The following is a 16,858-nucleotide window of genomic DNA, read 5'->3' as shown; positions in this document are numbered from 1 at the left end:
TTAAAGCGTTTGCTCTAAAATGCGAACAACTAATTGCTCAAAAGTTGCCCCGTTCGCTTTTGCAGCCATCGGTACTAGTGACTTTTCAGTCATGCCTGGTACTGTATTTACTTCAAGCAGGTAAAAATTCCCTTGCTCGTCTTGCATAGCATCAACACGACCCCAACCACTTGCACCCACTAAATCAAACGCATCTAGCGATATGGCTTGTAAGTACTTAGTATCTTGCTCTGATAAATCTGCAGGGCAATGATACTGGGTTGTATTTGATTGATACTTAGCTTGGTAATCGTAAAAGCCATTAGGTGTCGTCATCTCAATGACTGGTTGTACATCGTCGCCAAGCACCGTGATTGTAAATTCACGACCAGTGATCCACTGCTCTACAAGTACTTGGTTATCAAACTTAAATGCATTAGCTAGTGCATCTTCAAGCTCTTGTGTTGTACTTGCTTGCGCCATACCTATGCTTGAACCTTCATGCGATGGCTTAACCATGACCTTTTTAAATTCATCCATAATGGCTGCAGCATCAAAGCCTTTTTTAGCATCAACTACGGTATAAGGTGCAGTGCTTAAACCCGCTGATTTAAATAAGTGCTTACAACGTACTTTATCCATAGCAAGTGCTGAACCTAGTACATTACTGCCCGTGTAAGGCAAGTTCATAAATTCAAGTGCTCCCTGCACTGTGCCGTCTTCGCCACCACGGCCATGCAAAGCGATAAAAACGCGATCTACATTTAATTCTTTTAACTCCCACAAAGAACGACTTTGTGGGTCAAATGCAATTGCATCAATACCACTATTTTGCAGCGCATTTAAAACAGCCTGACCCGATCGTAAAGACACTTCACGCTCTGCTGAGTTACCACCTAGCAGTACCGCTACTTTACCAAATTGTGTGTTTACCTGAGTCATACTTCACCTTGCTTAAGTTTTTCTATCGACATACCCGTTGCAGCTAATGTTTTAACTAACTGACCTATATTACCAGCGCCTTGGGTTAATACTAAATCATTGTTTTGTAAATTTGCGGCCAAAACACCTGCAAGCTCAGCATTTGTTGCTACGTGCAGCGGCTCTTTGCCACGTTGGCGAAGGCTACGACATAAGCTTTTGCTGTCGGCCCCTACAATAGGATCTTCACCTGCGCTATACACATCAAGCAATAGTAACTGATCTACATCAGCAAGAACTTTTACAAAATCTTCGTATAAGTCGCGTGTACGAGAAAATCTATGAGGTTGATATACCATTACTAAACGCTTATCAGGCCAACCTTCACGTACTGCTGCAATTGTTGCTGCAACCTCTGAAGGGTGATGCCCGTAGTCATCAACTAACATCACATTGCCCCGCTCGTTTTCAAATTCACCATAGTGCTGAAAACGACGGCCAATGCCTTCAAACTTCTGCAGCGCTTCTAAAATTGCATGATTCGCAATGTTTTGATCTTTTGCCACAGCAATCGCAGCGGTTGCATTAAGTGCGTTGTGTCTACCTGGCATATTCAACGTGGCAGTTAAACACTCACCTTGCTTGTTAGTTACTGTAAATGTGCACGTATTAGCTGATTGGCTAAAGTCGCTCATGCGATAATCAGCATCCTTCGATTCGCCATACGTAATAACTGGGCGACCAAAGCGCGGGATAAGCTCAGCTGCAACTTCAGAGTCAATACATACAACAGCTAAACCATAAAACGGCAAGTTATGAATGAAATCGACATACGTGTCTTTCATTTTTTCAAGACTGCCGCCATAAGTATCCATGTGATCTTCTTCAATATTTGTGATGACCGAGACCATTGGCTGCAAGTGTAAAAACGACGCATCGCTTTCATCAGCTTCTGCTATTAAAAAATCACTTTTACCTACTTTTGCGTTACTACCTGCGCTATTTAACAAGCCACCAATAATAAAAGTTGGATCGAGCCCTGCTTGTCCATAAATACTTGCAATTAGGCTTGTTGTCGTTGTTTTACCATGCGTTCCCGCAATCGCTATACCGTGGCGAAAACGCATTAGCTCTGCGAGCATTTCTGCGCGGCGCACAACAGGGATTCTTGCGGCTTTAGCTGCAATAATTTCAGGATTTGTTTCATCAATCGCGCTTGAAACAACCACTACATTGGCATCTTTCACGTTATTTTCATGATGGCCAATAAATACCTCAGCACCGGCTTTAATTAAGCGATCTGTCATAGCGCTATGAGCAATGTCAGAACCTGTAATACGGTAGCCTTCAAAAGCGAGTACTTCAGCAATACCGCCCATACCGGCTCCACCAATACCAATAAAGTGAATGGTTTCTATTCGGCGCATTGCTGGGCGCGTGTGTTTTTCTTGTACTGACGTTTCTTTCACTTATTTTCTCTTATTTGTTACTTGCTCACAGTGCGTTGCTACGCTTGCTGTGGCATCTAAAATGGCTTGTTTTTTTGCATTTGTAGCCATTTCAGTAATTAATGAAGGTTGGGCTAAATATGGGCTTAATAGTTCAACAATTGATTGTTTATTAAACTGCCCTTGTCGCATTAATAATGCGCCATTAGCCATCACTAAATATTGTGCGTTTGCTGTTTGATGGTCGTCCACGGCATGTGGAAAAGGAACAAAAACAGCCATTTTACCTGCTGCTGCAATTTCGCTAACAGTTAATGCACCAGCGCGGCAAACAACAATATCAGCCCAGCTATACGCCGCGTCCATATCATCAATAAATTCAGCTATTTTTGTATTACCATCCGCAAAGCCATGCATTTTATAAGCTGTTTCTACAGTAGATAAATGACCTTTACCTGTTTGATGCCATACGCTTATAGGAGCTGTATTATTTAGTACTTTAAATGCTTCTGGTAATGTTTGATTAAGCACTTGTGCACCGAGCGAGCCGCCCACTACTAAAATATTAATAGGGCTTGATACATCGCGTTTGGCTATATTCATAACGCTTTGGCGAACTGGGTTACCTACTAGCTCGGCTTGACCCTGTGCAAAAGCACTTGGAAATGCTGCTAATACACGTGTAGCCACCTTAGCTAGCAGTTTATTGCTCATACCCGCTACAGCGTTTTGCTCGTGAATAATTAACGGAATACCTAAACTCTTTGCGGCAATTCCCGTGGGTCCCGTAACATAACCGCCCATTGCGAGTACTACATCAGGGCGCTGTTCTTTCAATACCTTACGCGCTTGCAATACTGCATTAACTACCATGAATGGGGCTTTAATAAGACGTTTTAATCCGTTACCACGAACACCTTTTACATTAATAAAATCAATATCTATATTATGCTTAGGTACAACGCTTGCTTCCATTCGATCTGGTGTACCAATCCAGCTAACTTGCCAGCCCTGCTGTTTTAAATAATCAGCCACTGCAATACCAGGAAAAATGTGTCCGCCAGTTCCACCAGCCACTACTACTAATTTTTTACTCATCGCTTGCCTCCACGTGAGGTGGCTTGTTTGGTTGCCATTTTGGTTTCAAAATCAACGCGCAATAAAATGCCCGTGGCAATGGTCATAATTAACAAGCTTGAACCACCATAAGAAATAAATGGCAGGGTTAAACCCTTAGTTGGCAAAATACCTGCGCTCGCACCTACATTCACCATGGTTTGAAATGCAAACCAAATACCAATGGCAAACGAAAAATAGCCTTCGTATTCTTTGCCACACTTAAGCGCTTGTTGGCCTATTAATAACGCTCTAAATACTAAAGTAGCTAATACCATTAAAATACTTACAACGCCTATTAAACCAAGTTCTTCACCTATTACAGCAAAAATAAAATCGTTATGCGCTTCAGGTAAATATTGCAATTTTTGTACACTATTACCTAAGCCTTGGCCAAACCAACCACCTTGACTATAAGCCATTAGCGATTGAACCAACTGATAACCTTTACCAAAAGGATCATCCCAAGGGTCTAAAAAGCCGACAACACGCGCCATTCGATATGGTTCAACAATAATCAGTAATACAACCAAACCGACGCCAGTTAGAATAAGTACAAAGAACTGCCATAATTTAGCGCCAGCTAAAAACAGTAAACCAACCGTTGTTACAAACATAACAACCACTGTGCCTAAATCAGGTTGCAGCAAAATAAGCAGCGCATACACTGCAAATACAGCTATTGGCTTTGCAAAGCCTTTAATATTTTCTTGTACTTCTTCGCGTTTTCTTACCAAATAACCCGCAATATAACTAAAAAAGTATAATTTAGCGGCCTCAGCAACCTGAAAACCAACAGGGCCAATAGGTATCCATCGTTTAGCACCATTCACTTCACGCCCAACAATCAATACCGCTATTAACAACACCATGCCTAGTATTAATAAATAAGGGTTGGAACGTTTCCACCAATCCATTGGCACACAAACACTTATCCAAAAAAGCACAAAAGACATTGCCAAAAACATGCTGTGGCGAATAGTAATATGGTATGGGTCATCAAATAACCGCTCAGCGGTCGGCATTGAAGCGCTGGTTACCATGATAAAACCAACACCAATTAACATAATTACGCAGTACAGCAGCGGTACATCATACAACTGACCTGAAGGTTTTGGTGTTAATGCATCTCTTATATCGGCAAAAGCAATCATAGTTGCCCTGCCATAACACATTGAATAAAGTCATCACCGCGCTGCATATAGTTGTTATACATATCAATGCTGGCACATGCAGGTGCTAACAAAACAATATTGCCTGTACTACTAAGTACGTTGGCCAAAGCAACGGCTTCTTCCATATTATTAGTTAAATAGCTTTTATTGGTAATCGAAGCTAAGTCACTTGCATCTTTACCAAAACAAATTAATGCTTTTACATGCTGTTCTATGTAGGGTTTAAGTGCGTTTAAATCAGCGCCTTTAGCATCGCCACCTGCAATAACAATCAGGTTTTCACCATCACTAGCCAAGCTATCTATTGCAGCAATGGTCGCTCCAACATTCGTTGCCTTTGAATCGTTAAAATACTTTACACCGTTAAGCTCAGCTACAAATTGGCAGCGATGAGCCAACCCATTAAATTGACCTAACGCGTTCTTATATTGATCTTTACTTACTTCAAACGGACTTAAAAGCGCCATTACTGCAAGCGTATTTAAATAATTGTGCTTACCCACTACCGCAAGCGTATCAACAGGTAAAAAGGCATCGCCTTTAAGCATAAAATGAGTTTCGCCATTATGCTGCGCTAAATGGTAATCACCTTGTTGAGCACCAAAGCTGATTAGGGGGGTTGTACCACGCTCAACTGGATGTGTTTGAATATCGTCGGCATTGACAACAATAAGCTCTGCACCGTCATAAATACTTAGCTTTGAGTCTATATAAGCTTGGTAACTGTCGTATCGGTCAAGGTGATCTTCTGACACATTTAATACCGTTGCACTCACAGGTTTTAAACTCGTTGTGGTATCTAGCTGAAAACTAGATAACTCAAGTACATACACATCAAAATCATCGTTGAGTAAATCAAGCACCGCTGTGCCAATATTCCCACCCAAAGCAACTTTATAGCCGGCTTCTTTTAATACTTCATAAGCGAGGGTAACCACGGTTGATTTACCGTTAGAGCCCGTAACAGCAACAACCGGTTTTGTATTAATACGTGCAAATAACTCAACGTCGCCAATCACTTCAACACCTGCGTTAATTGCATTTGCAACAGCTGGTATTTTTAAGCTAAGCCCAGGGCTTATAATAATCATATTGCTTGAACAAAGCTCAGCGTCATCTAAATTACCAAAGTGGGTATCTAGATTTGGCGCATGCTCTTTTAACCAATCAATCCCCGGCGGGGTTGCTCGGCTATCAACGACCTTGGGGGCGAGGCCATGAGATAATAGAAAACGCACAATGCCCAGACCGGTTACACCGAGTCCGAGCACTGTTATTTGTTTGTTTTTTATCTCGTTTAAATACTGCATTTATCGAATCTTTAAAGTAGCTAAGCCAGCAAGCACTAGCACAACAGAAATAATCCAAAAGCGCACAATAACGCGAGGCTCTGGCCAACCTTTTAATTCATAATGATGATGAATCGGCGCCATTCTAAAAATGCGTTGTCCGCGCAATTTATACGACCCCACTTGTAATATTACCGATAGTGCTTCCATTACAAATACACCGCCCATAATAATAAGTAGTAACTCTTGGCGTACTAAAACAGCAATAATACCTAATGCGCCACCAAGTGCTAATGAGCCAACATCACCCATAAATACTTGTGCTGGGTAAGTGTTAAACCATAAAAAGCCAAGCCCTGCGCCCACAATGGCAGTACACACAACTACAAGCTCACTCGCTAGCGGTAAATGTGGAATATGTAAGTAAGCCGAAAAGTTAATATTACCTGTTAAGTAAGCAATAATTGCCAATGCTGCAGCCACCAAAATAATTGGCACAATCGCCAAGCCATCTAAACCATCGGTCAGGTTTACTGCGTTTGATGTACCTACTATCGCAAAGTACGTAAGCACAATATAAAACAAACCTAATTGCGGTAATACGTCTTTAAAAAATGGAACAACAAGTGATGTCTCAGATGCTTGTGCACTGGTAAAGTACAAAGCAGTAGCTACAACTAATGCAATGACCGATTGCCAAAAGTACTTCCACTTAGCAATTAAACCTTTTGGGTCTTTGCGAATAACTTTACGGTAATCATCAACAAAGCCAACAATACCTAATGAGCCAATTACAAACAGTGTTGCCCACACATATTTATTTGATAAATCGGCCCAAAGTAGCGTGCTGGTAAAAATAGCCGCTAAAATAAGTAAGCCACCCATAGTCGGTGTACCCGACTTAGACAAATGCGATTGCGGACCATCGTCGCGAACTGTTTGACCTATTTGCATACGTTGCAAACCACGAATTAACTTAGGCCCTAAATAAAGAGACATAATTAGCGCAGTTAAAATACCTAAAATGGCACGTAGCGTTAAATACGAAAAAACATGAAAACCACTAAAATACTGTGTTAAATACTCTGCCAGCCAAACTAACATTATGATACTCCATTGATGGCTTGTTGCTGGCCATTAACTAAATCGGTTACTAATAATTCCATGCGAGAACTGCGCGATCCTTTCACTACTATTGTTGTTTTTTTATTCACTTTATTAATGCTTTCTTGAATTTTTTGCTGCATCTGTTCGCGGCTCGAAAAGTGACGATTAGGGAGTTCAAACACATCACTTGCGTATTTACTTAACACGCCTAATGTAAATAACTCATCAATCCCTTGTTCAAGTGCATACTCGCCAACTTCTTGATGGTACTTACGTGCATCTTCACCAAGCTCACCCATATCTCCGAGTGCTAAAATGCGGTGACCTTGCATATCACTTAACAAGTCAATCGCAGCCTTTACCGACTTAACATTGGCATTATAGGTGTCATCAACCACGGTAAGTAAATCAGACACTTCAATTAAATTAACGCGCCCTTTTACATCACCCATTGTGGCAAGTGCATTGGCTATTTCTTCAAGGGTTACATCAAATTCACTGGTCAGCGCCGCAGCGATAAGTGCATTACTAATATTATGCTTACCAGGTAGTGCCAAAGTAACAGGCACTTGCTTGTTTTTAGTGCAAAGCGTAAAGCTTGCACGTGCATTGGCATCAAGCGTGATGTTCTCTGCCCAAATATCGAGTTTTTCGGTTGTAGAAAAGCGCTTAACATTACGCCCTTCAAGTTTATCTAACCAATACTGGCTAAATTCACTATCGCAATTAACAATGGCAACGCCGTCATCTTTTAGGCCATCAAAAATCTCACCTTTAGCTTTTGCAACGCCCATTAAGCTACCAAAACCTTCCAAGTGAGCTGCTGCAACATTACATACAACGGCCACATCTGGTTTTGTCATTGCCGTTGTGTAAGCAATTTCACCTAAGTGATTTGCACCTAGCTCAATAACAGCAAAACGATGTTGAGGCTCTAAGCGCAATAACGTAAGAGGGACGCCAATATCGTTGTTAAAATTACCTTTAGTAGCTAATACATCACCGTGAACCGACAAAATTGCCGCACACATTTCTTTTACGGTGGTTTTGCCTACACTACCTGTAATTGCAATTGTTTTAGGCGCCACTTGGGCCATAACAGCGGTGCCAATTGTACCTAGTGCAATACGTGTATCGCTTACTATAAGTTGTGGAATATCTACATCAACTTTGTGCTGAACAATAACGCCTATAGCGCCTTTTTGTTTAGCCTCAGCTATAAATTTATGGCCATCAAAATTTGGCCCTTTAAGTGCTAAAAACACTTCGCCATCGCACACTGTGCGAGTATCAGTATTTATATTTAGCACGTGTTGATTATCACCTTGATAATCGGCTGTTAGCACATTAGCTAACCAATCAAAATCCATTGGGATCATTGTGTTATCCCTCTTACTGCTTTTTTTAGTTGTTCTTGTACATAACGGCGATCGCAAAAGTCGATGCGCTTATCGCCTATAATTTGATAATCTTCGTGGCCTTTACCTGCAATCAAAATAACATCATCAGCTGTAGCGCTTTCTATAGCAAAACGAATTGCAGTTGCTCTATCAGCCTCTAGATGTGCATTTTGAGGATGGGTTAGACCGCCTGCTACATCTGCAATAATGTCATCAGGATTTTCTGTTCGAGGGTTATCGCTGGTAATAATCACTTTATTAGCGTTTTGCTCTGCAGCTTGCGCCATTAATGCGCGCTTACCTTTGTCTCTGTCGCCACCGCAACCAAATACACAACTTACACCACCTGGCACATGCAACTGCAATGCTTGTAATGCAAGTGCAAGTGCATCGGGTGTATGGGCGTAATCAACAACACACGTTGGCATGCCAGCTTGACTAAAAGCTTGCATTCGACCAGCGACTGGTTGTAACTGCGCACAACCAGCAACTAGTTGTTCAAGCGGATAACCTAGCCCTAGTAATGTAGCGAGCGCTGCCGTTAAGTTATATAAGTTGAATTCGCCAAACAGAGGTGATTTAATTGAAATATCACCCCAACTTGTCGACAACTGCGCCGAAATACCTTCACTTGAATATTCAACATCAGAAAAATAAACGTATCGGGCATTCTTAGGAGCTAAGTTTTTGCGGCCATAACAAATTAGGTTATTAAAATCATACTTTTCAAGCCATTGCTCAGCTTGAAAGTCATCTTGATTGAGCACTACAACTTGCGGCTCAAAATCACGGAAAAGCATTAATTTCGCATCACCGTAACTTGCCATATCACCATGGTAATCTAAGTGATCGCGCGAAAGATTAGTAAACACAGCCGCTTTAAACTGACATTTAGCAACGCGTTGTTGCACTAACCCATGAGATGATACTTCCATGGCTACCAGCTTTTTATGCTGCGAATTTAAATCGCTCAAAATATGCTGTAAATCAACTGTTGAAGGCGTAGTGTTTATCAGTGGAATTAAGTTATCAGGATGGCCATAACCTAAAGTGCCTATAATAGCCGAATCAGTACTACAAAATTGCGCTAAGTGGGCAATCATTGCTGTGGTAGTCGATTTACCATTTGTACCTGTTACACCAATTAAATCAAGAGTCTGACTTGGTTGGCTATAAAAGCGACTAGCTAATTCTGGAAGCTTTTTATCAAGCTCTGAGACTAAATACAGTGGCTCAAAACTGCTTTCAAATTCACATAATCTGTCAGCAATGATAGCTATTGCGCCATTTTCAATTGCTTTAGCAATAAATTGTCCGCCATCAAGTGTATGGCCTTTAATAGCAACAAATACATCACCTGGCGTTACTTCACGGCTATCAAGGCGTAAATGCTTTACCAGTTGCGAGGGCGCATCTATTTCGATGTATTTTAAAATATCCTTTAAATCACGCATCGTTATCTTTACCTTGTACGTACGCAACCTCTTCCTTGTCAGGCGCTACGTTTAATATTCTTAATGCGTTAGAGATGATTTCTGCAAATGCAGGGCCAGCGGTGGCACCTCCATAGTACACATCACCACCTGGTTCATTAATCATAACTACCACGGCTAAACGAGGATTACTTGCCGGTGCTACACCTGCAAAGTAACCTACATATTCATCACCATAACCACCTGCTACGGCTTTTTTAGATGTACCTGTTTTACCGGCAGCACGATACCCATCAACTTTTATGTTGCGAGCAGTACCGTCTTTTTCAAATACACTTTCCATCATGTGGACTACGGCTTCTACGTCTTTTTGTTTAAAAATACGTTCGCCTTCAGGTATATTATCTTGCTTTAAAATAGTCAGTGGTCGATTAACTCCACCAGCGCCTAACATGGTATAAAAGCGCGCCATTTGCGCAGTACTTACCGAAATTGCATAACCAAATGATAAAGTGGCAATTTCAAAGTCAGACCAACGACGATTTGGATAAAACAAACCGCTGCTTTCACCTACCATTCCAGTACCGGTGTCACTGCCAAAGCCTACTTTTTGATATAAGCCAACAAGGTAATCTTTAGGCACTAACTGAGTAACCTTCGCAACCCCCATATTTGAGGAGTACTTTAGTATTTCGCGCAGTGTTAGTTCGCCGTGATTACGAGTATCTCTAACTAAACTACCACCTAAACGCATCCAACCTGGGTAGGTATCAATCGTGTCATCTGCCTGAATGGCGCCGTAGTCTAGCCCAGCTAAAATGGCTAGAGGCTTAACAGTTGAGCCTGGTTCAAACAAATCTGTAATTGCGCGATTACGACGCTTATGAGGTGCAGCATCGCTTAAGTTATTTGGATTAAATGAAGGACTATTTACCATTGCCAGGACTTCACCGGTTTTAACATCAACTACCATAGCTGAGCCCGATGTGGCTTTGTAAGTCAGTACAGCTGATTTTACAGCTTTGTAGGCAATAGCTTGAATTCGCTGGTCAATACTTAGTTCTATACTTTCTGGCTCTACGCGCTCACGCTCGTCAAGCACTTCTACTTCACGCCCTTGTGCGTCTTTACGTATAGTGCGGCGGCCTTCCTCGCCCGTTAAAGCGTTTTCGTATAGCTTTTCAATGCCTTCAATGCCTTTACCGTCTATATTAGTAAAACCAATAACATGCGCGGTAACCTCACCGGCAGGGTAATAGCGTTTAGATTCATCTAGTAAATGGATACCAGGGAGGCGTAAATCACCAATATAATTTGCTACAGCAGGAGTAACTTGGCGCTTTAAATACACAAAGCGACGCGAAGGATCGTTTAAAAGTCGAGAATTAATCTTTTTAGGATCAATGCGCAATACATCTGCAAGCTCACGCCAGCGTAAATCGTTTTTATAATAAAGTGCAGTACGCTTATCAAGCTCGGCGGTATTTTCAGCTAAAGATAAATGATCTTCGCCGCTTTTACGTGCTTGTTTAATTACTTTAGAGACAAGCGACTTGTGCAATGCTTTAGGATCAGCATATACACTTACAACAGGCACACTTACCGCTAACTCTTTACCATTACGGTCAAAAATCATCCCGCGTTGCACATGTAGTTTTTCAACGCGCACGGTACGTTTGTCACTTTCTGAACGTGCTTTATCAGGTTCTATTACTTGTAAATAAGCAGCGCGAGATACGAGTGTTACAAACACCATAAACACAACTGAACACACCAGCATAAAGCGCCATGTGATTAAATTAGTGACTGGTTTTTTGCCTCTATTTCTCATTGTACTATTATTACCTGCTCATCTTGACTCGTAGGTCTTTTCATTTTCAATTGTGATGTAGCTACTTCTTCAATGCGTGCATGTTGCGAATAAAATTCTTCTTCAACAAGTAAGTAGCGCCACTCTAAATCGAGCTCATCGCGTTCTTGTAATAATTGATCTTGCTGTATAAGTTGGCCACGAGCTAAGTGGGTTGTTTGCACAACAGCTAAACTAGAAGCGAATATCACAACCAACAAGGCCGAGGTTAGCTTATTAGCTCCTAGGCCTTTTAATATTTCAAAGAATAAATTAGGTTGCCGATAGCTCGCTTTTTTACTCATCCCAACCTCTGTGCAATCCTAAGTACAGAACTACGAGAACGTGGATTACGCTCTACTTCTGCAGCACTTGGCTTAATAGCTTTACCCACTGCTTTTAACGTCAGATTTTTATTTATTTGTGCGTCAGTTAAAGGCAGACCTCTGGGTAATGCTTCTCCCTTACTCTGTTTTCTAATAAACTGTTTTACAATACGGTCTTCTAAAGAATGAAACGAAATCACCACTAAACGTCCGCCTGGCTTTAGCACTTTAACTGCAGACTGTAGCGCTGTTTGAATCTCTTCAAGCTCGCTATTGATATAAATACGAATCGCCTGAAAAGTACGTGTTGCAGGGTGCTTAAACTTATCTTTTACCGGTACAGCTTCATCAACAAGGTCAGCAAGCTGCTTGGTAGTTGTGATTGGCGTGTGCTCACGAACTTCAAGTACTTTGTGTGCAATGCGTTTACCAAACTTTTCTTCGCCCAATTTTTTAATTACGTGGGTAATATCATCCAACTCAGCCTCTGCTAACCACTGTGCTGCACTGCGACCTGTTGTAGGGTCCATACGCATATCGAGTGGGCCGTCTTTCATAAAACTAAAGCCACGCTCAGCGTCATCTAATTGTGGTGACGAAACACCAATGTCTAATAAAATGCCATCGACTTTACCAATTAGATCGTTTTGCTGTGCTACTTCGTATAGGTTTGAAAAGCGAGTATGTGCAATTGCAAAACGTGGGTCATCAGCAAATTTTTCAGCTGATTGTATTGCTTGTGGATCTTGGTCAATTGCTTGCAGGCGACCTTCATCACCAAGGCGTGCTAAAATTTGCCCAGAGTGGCCACCACGTCCAAATGTACCATCCATGTATATACCGTCTGGCTTAATTGCAAGGGCATCGATGGTCTCATCCATTAATACGGATACGTGTTCAAATTGCGCTGTCATTAGCTATTGTGTGCCTTTTTTTGTGCCGTTAGAGTGTAAAATTATCTAAATCTTGGTTAGGTTCAAAATCACCAAGCCTTTCAAGCTCAGTATCTTGCTGCATTTGCTCGTGCCAACGCGCCTCGTCCCAAATTTCAAACTTATTCATCAAACCAACCAGCATGATTTTTTTGCCAAGAGATGCATGGGCACGTAATGACGGCGCAAGCAAAATTCGACCATTTTTATCAAGTTGATACTCTGTAGCGTTACCTAGCAACATACGTTGCATTCGTCGAGCTCGTGGATTCATATTAGATATTTTCGCTAAACGGCTTTCTATTTCGAGCCACTCAGCCAATGGATATAACCATAAACACGGTTCATTTAATGCGACGGTACAAATAACTGTCCCCTGATCTTCAGACAACAGAGATTCTCGGTACTTTGTCGGTACCGCAAAACGCCCCTTATCATCCAAACTCAGTGAACTCGCGCCACGAAACATAAAAAACCTACTTTGAAATTGTTTTATTCAATTTTTTGTTTATTTTATCCAATGAGATCCACTAAAAACCACTTTTTACCACAGTGCTCCAGTTTAGGGCTTGACAAGCCATTTTGTCAAGTAAGCTGACCAGCTTTAGTGAGTCTCAAAGCTAGAAAAAATAAGGGCTCAAGCGAAGCGTTTGAATTACGTGGGAAAAAGTGGGATTGAGGTAAAGAAAAATATCAGCATTGCTTTTATAACTTTCTGTTTACATGCATTGCTTACTGAATAACCAATGAATATTTACAATTTTTAAGGCGTTTTTATCCTCTTTGTAAAATTTACCTAGCCGTGTAGTAATAGTTACTGTTTATTTTAAAATACTAATTATCAAAAATTAAAAAATACAAACAAAAACCTTCAAATTCAGGCAGTTAAAATAAATAACAAGTTTGGTTTAATCATTGCATCATCTAAATCACTATTTAAATTTTTAACTTATTAAGGATTGATTATGGCTACTGCAACGAATACGAAACCAAATACAACTTCAGATGTTAAGCCTGACGTTAAACTAACAAATACTGAGTCTCCTCTTACAGAGAAAGCAACATCAGCGGCGCACGATGCTGTAGATGCACTTTCTAGCAAAGCTGCAACAGCTGAAAGCAGTGTGCGTAAAGGAGCTTCTAGCTCAGCAGATGCATTGAGCGAAAAACAACTTATTGCACGTGAAAAACTAAGCGAATGTACTGCAAAAACTCGTGCTTTTGCTTCTGAAAATCCATTAGCAACTGCGGGTATTGCTTTTGCTGCGGGTATGTTAATCACATCACTACTTCGTCGTAAGTAATTAGTGATGAATAACCCACAAACAACAGCAACCAAGGATGGTAATGCGCAAGACCAAACTACTGAGCAACATAGCCAAAAGGACGATTGGCAAGATCATATTGCAAAGCTTTTAGAGTATTCTAAGCAGCTCAAGGATGATTACCAAACTCAAGGAAAGATCACCCACCAGCTTGCTAAAGCTGAATGGCGGTTATCGCTTAGATCGCTTGCATTGATCACTATATTTTTAGGATGCTTTGCCAGTGGTTTGGTTTTGTTGTGGGCAGGATTTCTAGGTGCTGTTGGATACGGTGTATACGATGTTTTTGGGTCGGTATGGCTAAGTATAGCAACAGCTACTTTACTACAAGTTGCTTGTTTAATATGGCTTTGGAAAAATACAGTTTACTTAAGCAATAAAATTGGCTTTAGTAAAACACTTAAAAGTTTAAAGCAGCTATTTAACTTACAAGGAAATTAGTATGTTAGTTAACTACTTAATTAAAGCACCTAATGAAAACGTTGATGCTCTAAGTAAGCAAATGGATACGCGCAGTGAATTGAAACGCCAACATCATGCAGCGTTCCAATATAGACTAAAGCGTTTTGCCGTAACCAAAGTTGGGCTTTCAAGTGCCTTTATCGCAGGTGCAGCAGTACAAGCGGGTAAAAGCGAAACCAGCTTCGTAAGAAAATACGGCTGGCTAGTGAACTTGATAGCTTAAGCGCTAAACATTTCTACCGTGATCAGATAAGTAATCAATACTTGGACCACTTGGCACAACTTGTGTTGGGTTGATCATTGTGTGACTAAAATAGTAGTGACGCTTAATATGATGAAAATCAACTGTTTCAGCCACTCCTTTAACTTGATATAGCTCCCTAAGGTATCCACTTAATGCAGGATAGCTTTCAATTGTGCGTAAATTACATTTAAAATGGCCAACGTACACACTATCAAACCGAATGAGTGTAGTGAATAATCGCCAATCTGCCTCGGTGAGCCTATTACCTGTTAAATAACGCTGCTTGCTCAGTATCCCTTCTACTTTATCGAGTGCTTTGAATAAATCGTTAAACGCCTCTTCGTATGCATCTTGAGTTGTTGCGAATCCCGTACGATAAACACCATTATTTATATTTGGATAAATCAACGCATTTAATTCATCAATTTTTGGTCGTAGTGCCTCCGGATAGTAGTCATCGTTATTACCTGTTAACTCATTAAACGCACTATTGAACATACGTATAATATCGGCAGACTCATTACTGACAATTTTATTTAGCTTTTTATCCCACAATACGGGTACTGTAACTCGCCCGGAATACTTAGGATTATTTTTTGTATACACTTGATGTAAGTAGTTACTATTAAATAAAGCATCACCAGTACTGTGGTTTTGCGTATCAAAAGCCCAACCACTATCAAGCATATCAGGACTAACAACCGACACCGTAATTAAATCTTGCAACCCTTTTAACGCTCTAAATATAAGCGTTCGATGCGCCCAAGGACACGCAAGTGATACATATAAATGATACCTGTTCGCTTGTGCTTTAAAACCGGCCTCGCCCGTTATTCCAGCGCTACCATCAACAGTTACCCAGTGACGTAACTGCGCCGTTTCGCGTTCAAACTTACCGTTACTTGAATCTGTGTCGTACCATTTATCTTGCCATTGGCCGTTAACTAATAATCCCATAAAACTCTCCTAAAAATACCGTTATATTTTGCCAAACTTGCCGTTTTGATAATCACGCACTGCTTGCTGTACTTCAGCTTGCGTCGTCATTACAAACGGACCCATATGAGCAATTGGCTGATTAAGTGGATCGCCTGCTAAAACCAAAACGCCAGCGCCTTGTTCAGAGCTAATATTAATATCACTGCCTGGTTCTAAAATAAGTAACTTACCCGCTGGTATTGTTTGATTGTCGCTCATTATTAGTGAGCCGCTATGAATATAAAGCATTACTTTTTGTTGGCTAAGAGGCTCTAAATAAATGCTTTTACCAGCAGGTAATGTAATATCAGCGAGCGCCGCATTAGCAGCTAAACTTTGCAGCTCGCTTGCAAGCGTTTCACTTTCGAACTGCCACGATCCCGCAAGTGCTTTTAACGTCACGCCTTGCGTATTTGTAAAACTAGGAGCTGGGTTTTTAGTCGTATCTTGATAACGTGAATCACGCATTTTTTCTGCGCTTGGCATGTTTATCCAAATTTGAAAGCCATGCAGACCATCTATAGCATCAGCGAGTGGCATTTCACTGTGCATGACGCCGCGCCCTGTGCTCATCCATTGCACATCGCCTGCTTTAATTGCTTCTTTGTTACCCATTTGGTCACGATGCTCAAAGCCACCTTTTAGAATATAAGTAAACGTTTCAATTCCTCGGTGCGGATGCTCAGGAAAGCCTCCCATATAATCTTTTTTGTCGTCTGACTTAAGTTCATCAATCATCAAAAATGGATCTAAATATTTACCATCAAACCCAGGTATACGGCTAATGCTCACGCCATCGCCATCTTGAGTTGCATAAGCTGTAAGTATTTTTGATATTTTCATTTTTTAATTCACTCTAAAGAATAAGTTTATG

At 41.0% G+C, this 16,858-nt stretch carries 17 protein-coding genes; 3 read left to right on the top strand and 14 right to left on the bottom strand.

Going from position 1 to position 16,858, the window contains the following annotated elements:
• Genes H5159_RS01680 through mraZ form a run of 12 tightly spaced genes read right to left on the bottom strand, consistent with a single transcriptional unit; the run spans window position 1 to window position 13,444 of the window.
• On the bottom strand, window positions 1-921 hold the full coding sequence (locus H5159_RS01680; protein ID WP_149602139.1) for a D-alanine--D-alanine ligase: 921 nt from the start codon (window positions 919-921) through the stop codon (window positions 1-3).
• On the bottom strand, window positions 918-2,369 hold the full coding sequence (gene murC, locus H5159_RS01675; RefSeq protein ID WP_039485322.1) for a UDP-N-acetylmuramate--L-alanine ligase: 1,452 nt from the start codon (window positions 2,367-2,369) through the stop codon (window positions 918-920). The genes H5159_RS01680 and murC overlap by 4 nt, the downstream gene beginning before the upstream one ends.
• Entirely contained in the window at window positions 2,370-3,446 is a 1,077-nt protein-coding gene (gene murG / locus H5159_RS01670) for an undecaprenyldiphospho-muramoylpentapeptide beta-N-acetylglucosaminyltransferase (protein WP_182736233.1), read from the bottom strand.
• Window positions 3,443-4,618, bottom strand: a complete 1,176-nt coding sequence (ftsW, locus tag H5159_RS01665) for a cell division protein FtsW (protein WP_024606332.1) — start codon at window positions 4,616-4,618, stop codon at window positions 3,443-3,445. The genes murG and ftsW overlap by 4 nt, the downstream gene beginning before the upstream one ends.
• Window positions 4,615-5,949 (bottom strand): UDP-N-acetylmuramoyl-L-alanine--D-glutamate ligase, encoded by a 1,335-nt coding sequence (gene murD / locus H5159_RS01660; RefSeq protein WP_182779601.1) that lies wholly within the window; start codon window positions 5,947-5,949, stop codon window positions 4,615-4,617. The genes ftsW and murD overlap by 4 nt, the downstream gene beginning before the upstream one ends.
• Entirely contained in the window at window positions 5,950-7,032 is a 1,083-nt protein-coding gene (gene mraY / locus H5159_RS01655; RefSeq protein ID WP_002957990.1) for a phospho-N-acetylmuramoyl-pentapeptide-transferase, read from the bottom strand.
• On the bottom strand, window positions 7,032-8,414 hold the full coding sequence (gene murF / locus H5159_RS01650; RefSeq protein ID WP_182779600.1) for a UDP-N-acetylmuramoyl-tripeptide--D-alanyl-D-alanine ligase: 1,383 nt from the start codon (window positions 8,412-8,414) through the stop codon (window positions 7,032-7,034). Before murF ends, mraY begins: the two co-directional genes overlap by 1 nt.
• Complete coding sequence (gene murE, locus H5159_RS01645) at window positions 8,411-9,889, bottom strand: UDP-N-acetylmuramoyl-L-alanyl-D-glutamate--2,6-diaminopimelate ligase (protein ID WP_182779599.1); 1,479 nt, start codon at window positions 9,887-9,889, stop codon at window positions 8,411-8,413. The genes murF and murE overlap by 4 nt, the downstream gene beginning before the upstream one ends.
• Complete coding sequence (locus tag H5159_RS01640) at window positions 9,882-11,699, bottom strand: penicillin-binding transpeptidase domain-containing protein (RefSeq protein WP_182779598.1); 1,818 nt, start codon at window positions 11,697-11,699, stop codon at window positions 9,882-9,884. The genes murE and H5159_RS01640 overlap by 8 nt, the downstream gene beginning before the upstream one ends.
• On the bottom strand, window positions 11,696-12,022 hold the full coding sequence (ftsL, locus tag H5159_RS01635) for a cell division protein FtsL (RefSeq protein WP_002957986.1): 327 nt from the start codon (window positions 12,020-12,022) through the stop codon (window positions 11,696-11,698). Before ftsL ends, H5159_RS01640 begins: the two co-directional genes overlap by 4 nt.
• The gene (gene rsmH / locus H5159_RS01630) at window positions 12,019-12,957 is read right to left on the bottom strand and encodes a 16S rRNA (cytosine(1402)-N(4))-methyltransferase RsmH (protein WP_024606338.1); all 939 of its coding nucleotides are present in this window, start codon (window positions 12,955-12,957) and stop codon (window positions 12,019-12,021) included. The genes ftsL and rsmH overlap by 4 nt, the downstream gene beginning before the upstream one ends.
• A gap of 28 nt (window positions 12,958-12,985) precedes the next feature.
• Window positions 12,986-13,444 (bottom strand): division/cell wall cluster transcriptional repressor MraZ, encoded by a 459-nt coding sequence (gene mraZ, locus H5159_RS01625; RefSeq protein ID WP_007582904.1) that lies wholly within the window; start codon window positions 13,442-13,444, stop codon window positions 12,986-12,988.
• Between the two features lie 496 nt (window positions 13,445-13,940).
• Between mraZ and H5159_RS01620 the strand changes: the two genes are divergently transcribed.
• Genes H5159_RS01620 through H5159_RS01610 form a run of 3 tightly spaced genes read left to right on the top strand, consistent with a single transcriptional unit; the run spans window position 13,941 to window position 14,985 of the window.
• On the top strand, window positions 13,941-14,279 hold the full coding sequence (locus H5159_RS01620) for a hypothetical protein (RefSeq protein ID WP_002957982.1): 339 nt from the start codon (window positions 13,941-13,943) through the stop codon (window positions 14,277-14,279).
• A gap of 6 nt (window positions 14,280-14,285) precedes the next feature.
• Complete coding sequence (locus H5159_RS01615) at window positions 14,286-14,741, top strand: hypothetical protein (RefSeq protein WP_182779597.1); 456 nt, start codon at window positions 14,286-14,288, stop codon at window positions 14,739-14,741.
• 1 nt (window position 14,742) lies between these two features.
• Window positions 14,743-14,985, top strand: coding sequence for a hypothetical protein (locus H5159_RS01610; RefSeq protein WP_024596383.1), 243 nt, complete (start codon window positions 14,743-14,745; stop codon window positions 14,983-14,985).
• Window positions 14,986-14,988: 3 nt separating this feature from the next.
• Here H5159_RS01610 and H5159_RS01605 read toward each other — a convergent pair whose 3' ends face one another.
• Both H5159_RS01605 and H5159_RS01600 read right to left on the bottom strand, forming a co-directional pair.
• Window positions 14,989-15,963: a glutathione S-transferase family protein gene (locus tag H5159_RS01605; protein WP_182779596.1), complete on the bottom strand. Its 975-nt coding sequence runs from the start codon at window positions 15,961-15,963 to the stop codon at window positions 14,989-14,991.
• A 21-nt stretch (window positions 15,964-15,984) separates the two neighbouring features.
• On the bottom strand, window positions 15,985-16,827 hold the full coding sequence (locus tag H5159_RS01600; RefSeq protein WP_182779595.1) for a pirin family protein: 843 nt from the start codon (window positions 16,825-16,827) through the stop codon (window positions 15,985-15,987).
• Window positions 16,828-16,858: the final 31 nt, after the last annotated feature.

The sequence above is a fragment of the Pseudoalteromonas sp. SG43-1 genome, assembly GCF_014164415.1.
GTDB classification, from domain to species: Bacteria; Pseudomonadota; Gammaproteobacteria; order Enterobacterales; family Alteromonadaceae; genus Pseudoalteromonas; species Pseudoalteromonas distincta.
This window is presented reverse-complemented; position numbering and strand designations above follow the sequence as displayed.

Coding starts and splice junctions, on each gene's coding strand:
- H5159_RS01680 (WP_149602139.1), bottom strand. CDS start 921: ATGACTCAGGTAAACACACAATTTGGTAAAGTAGCGGTACTGCTAGGT.
- murG (WP_182736233.1), bottom strand. CDS start 3,446: ATGAGTAAAAAATTAGTAGTAGTGGCTGGTGGAACTGGCGGACACATT.
- ftsW (WP_024606332.1), bottom strand. CDS start 4,618: ATGATTGCTTTTGCCGATATAAGAGATGCATTAACACCAAAACCTTCA.
- murD (WP_182779601.1), bottom strand. CDS start 5,949: ATGCAGTATTTAAACGAGATAAAAAACAAACAAATAACAGTGCTCGGA.
- mraY (WP_002957990.1), bottom strand. CDS start 7,032: ATGTTAGTTTGGCTGGCAGAGTATTTAACACAGTATTTTAGTGGTTTT.
- murF (WP_182779600.1), bottom strand. CDS start 8,414: ATGATCCCAATGGATTTTGATTGGTTAGCTAATGTGCTAACAGCCGAT.
- murE (WP_182779599.1), bottom strand. CDS start 9,889: ATGCGTGATTTAAAGGATATTTTAAAATACATCGAAATAGATGCGCCC.
- H5159_RS01640 (WP_182779598.1), bottom strand. CDS start 11,699: ATGAGAAATAGAGGCAAAAAACCAGTCACTAATTTAATCACATGGCGC.
- ftsL (WP_002957986.1), bottom strand. CDS start 12,022: ATGAGTAAAAAAGCGAGCTATCGGCAACCTAATTTATTCTTTGAAATA.
- rsmH (WP_024606338.1), bottom strand. CDS start 12,957: ATGACAGCGCAATTTGAACACGTATCCGTATTAATGGATGAGACCATC.
- mraZ (WP_007582904.1), bottom strand. CDS start 13,444: ATGTTTCGTGGCGCGAGTTCACTGAGTTTGGATGATAAGGGGCGTTTT.
- H5159_RS01620 (WP_002957982.1), top strand. CDS start 13,941: ATGGCTACTGCAACGAATACGAAACCAAATACAACTTCAGATGTTAAG.
- H5159_RS01615 (WP_182779597.1), top strand. CDS start 14,286: ATGAATAACCCACAAACAACAGCAACCAAGGATGGTAATGCGCAAGAC.
- H5159_RS01610 (WP_024596383.1), top strand. CDS start 14,743: ATGTTAGTTAACTACTTAATTAAAGCACCTAATGAAAACGTTGATGCT.
- H5159_RS01605 (WP_182779596.1), bottom strand. CDS start 15,963: ATGGGATTATTAGTTAACGGCCAATGGCAAGATAAATGGTACGACACA.
- H5159_RS01600 (WP_182779595.1), bottom strand. CDS start 16,827: ATGAAAATATCAAAAATACTTACAGCTTATGCAACTCAAGATGGCGAT.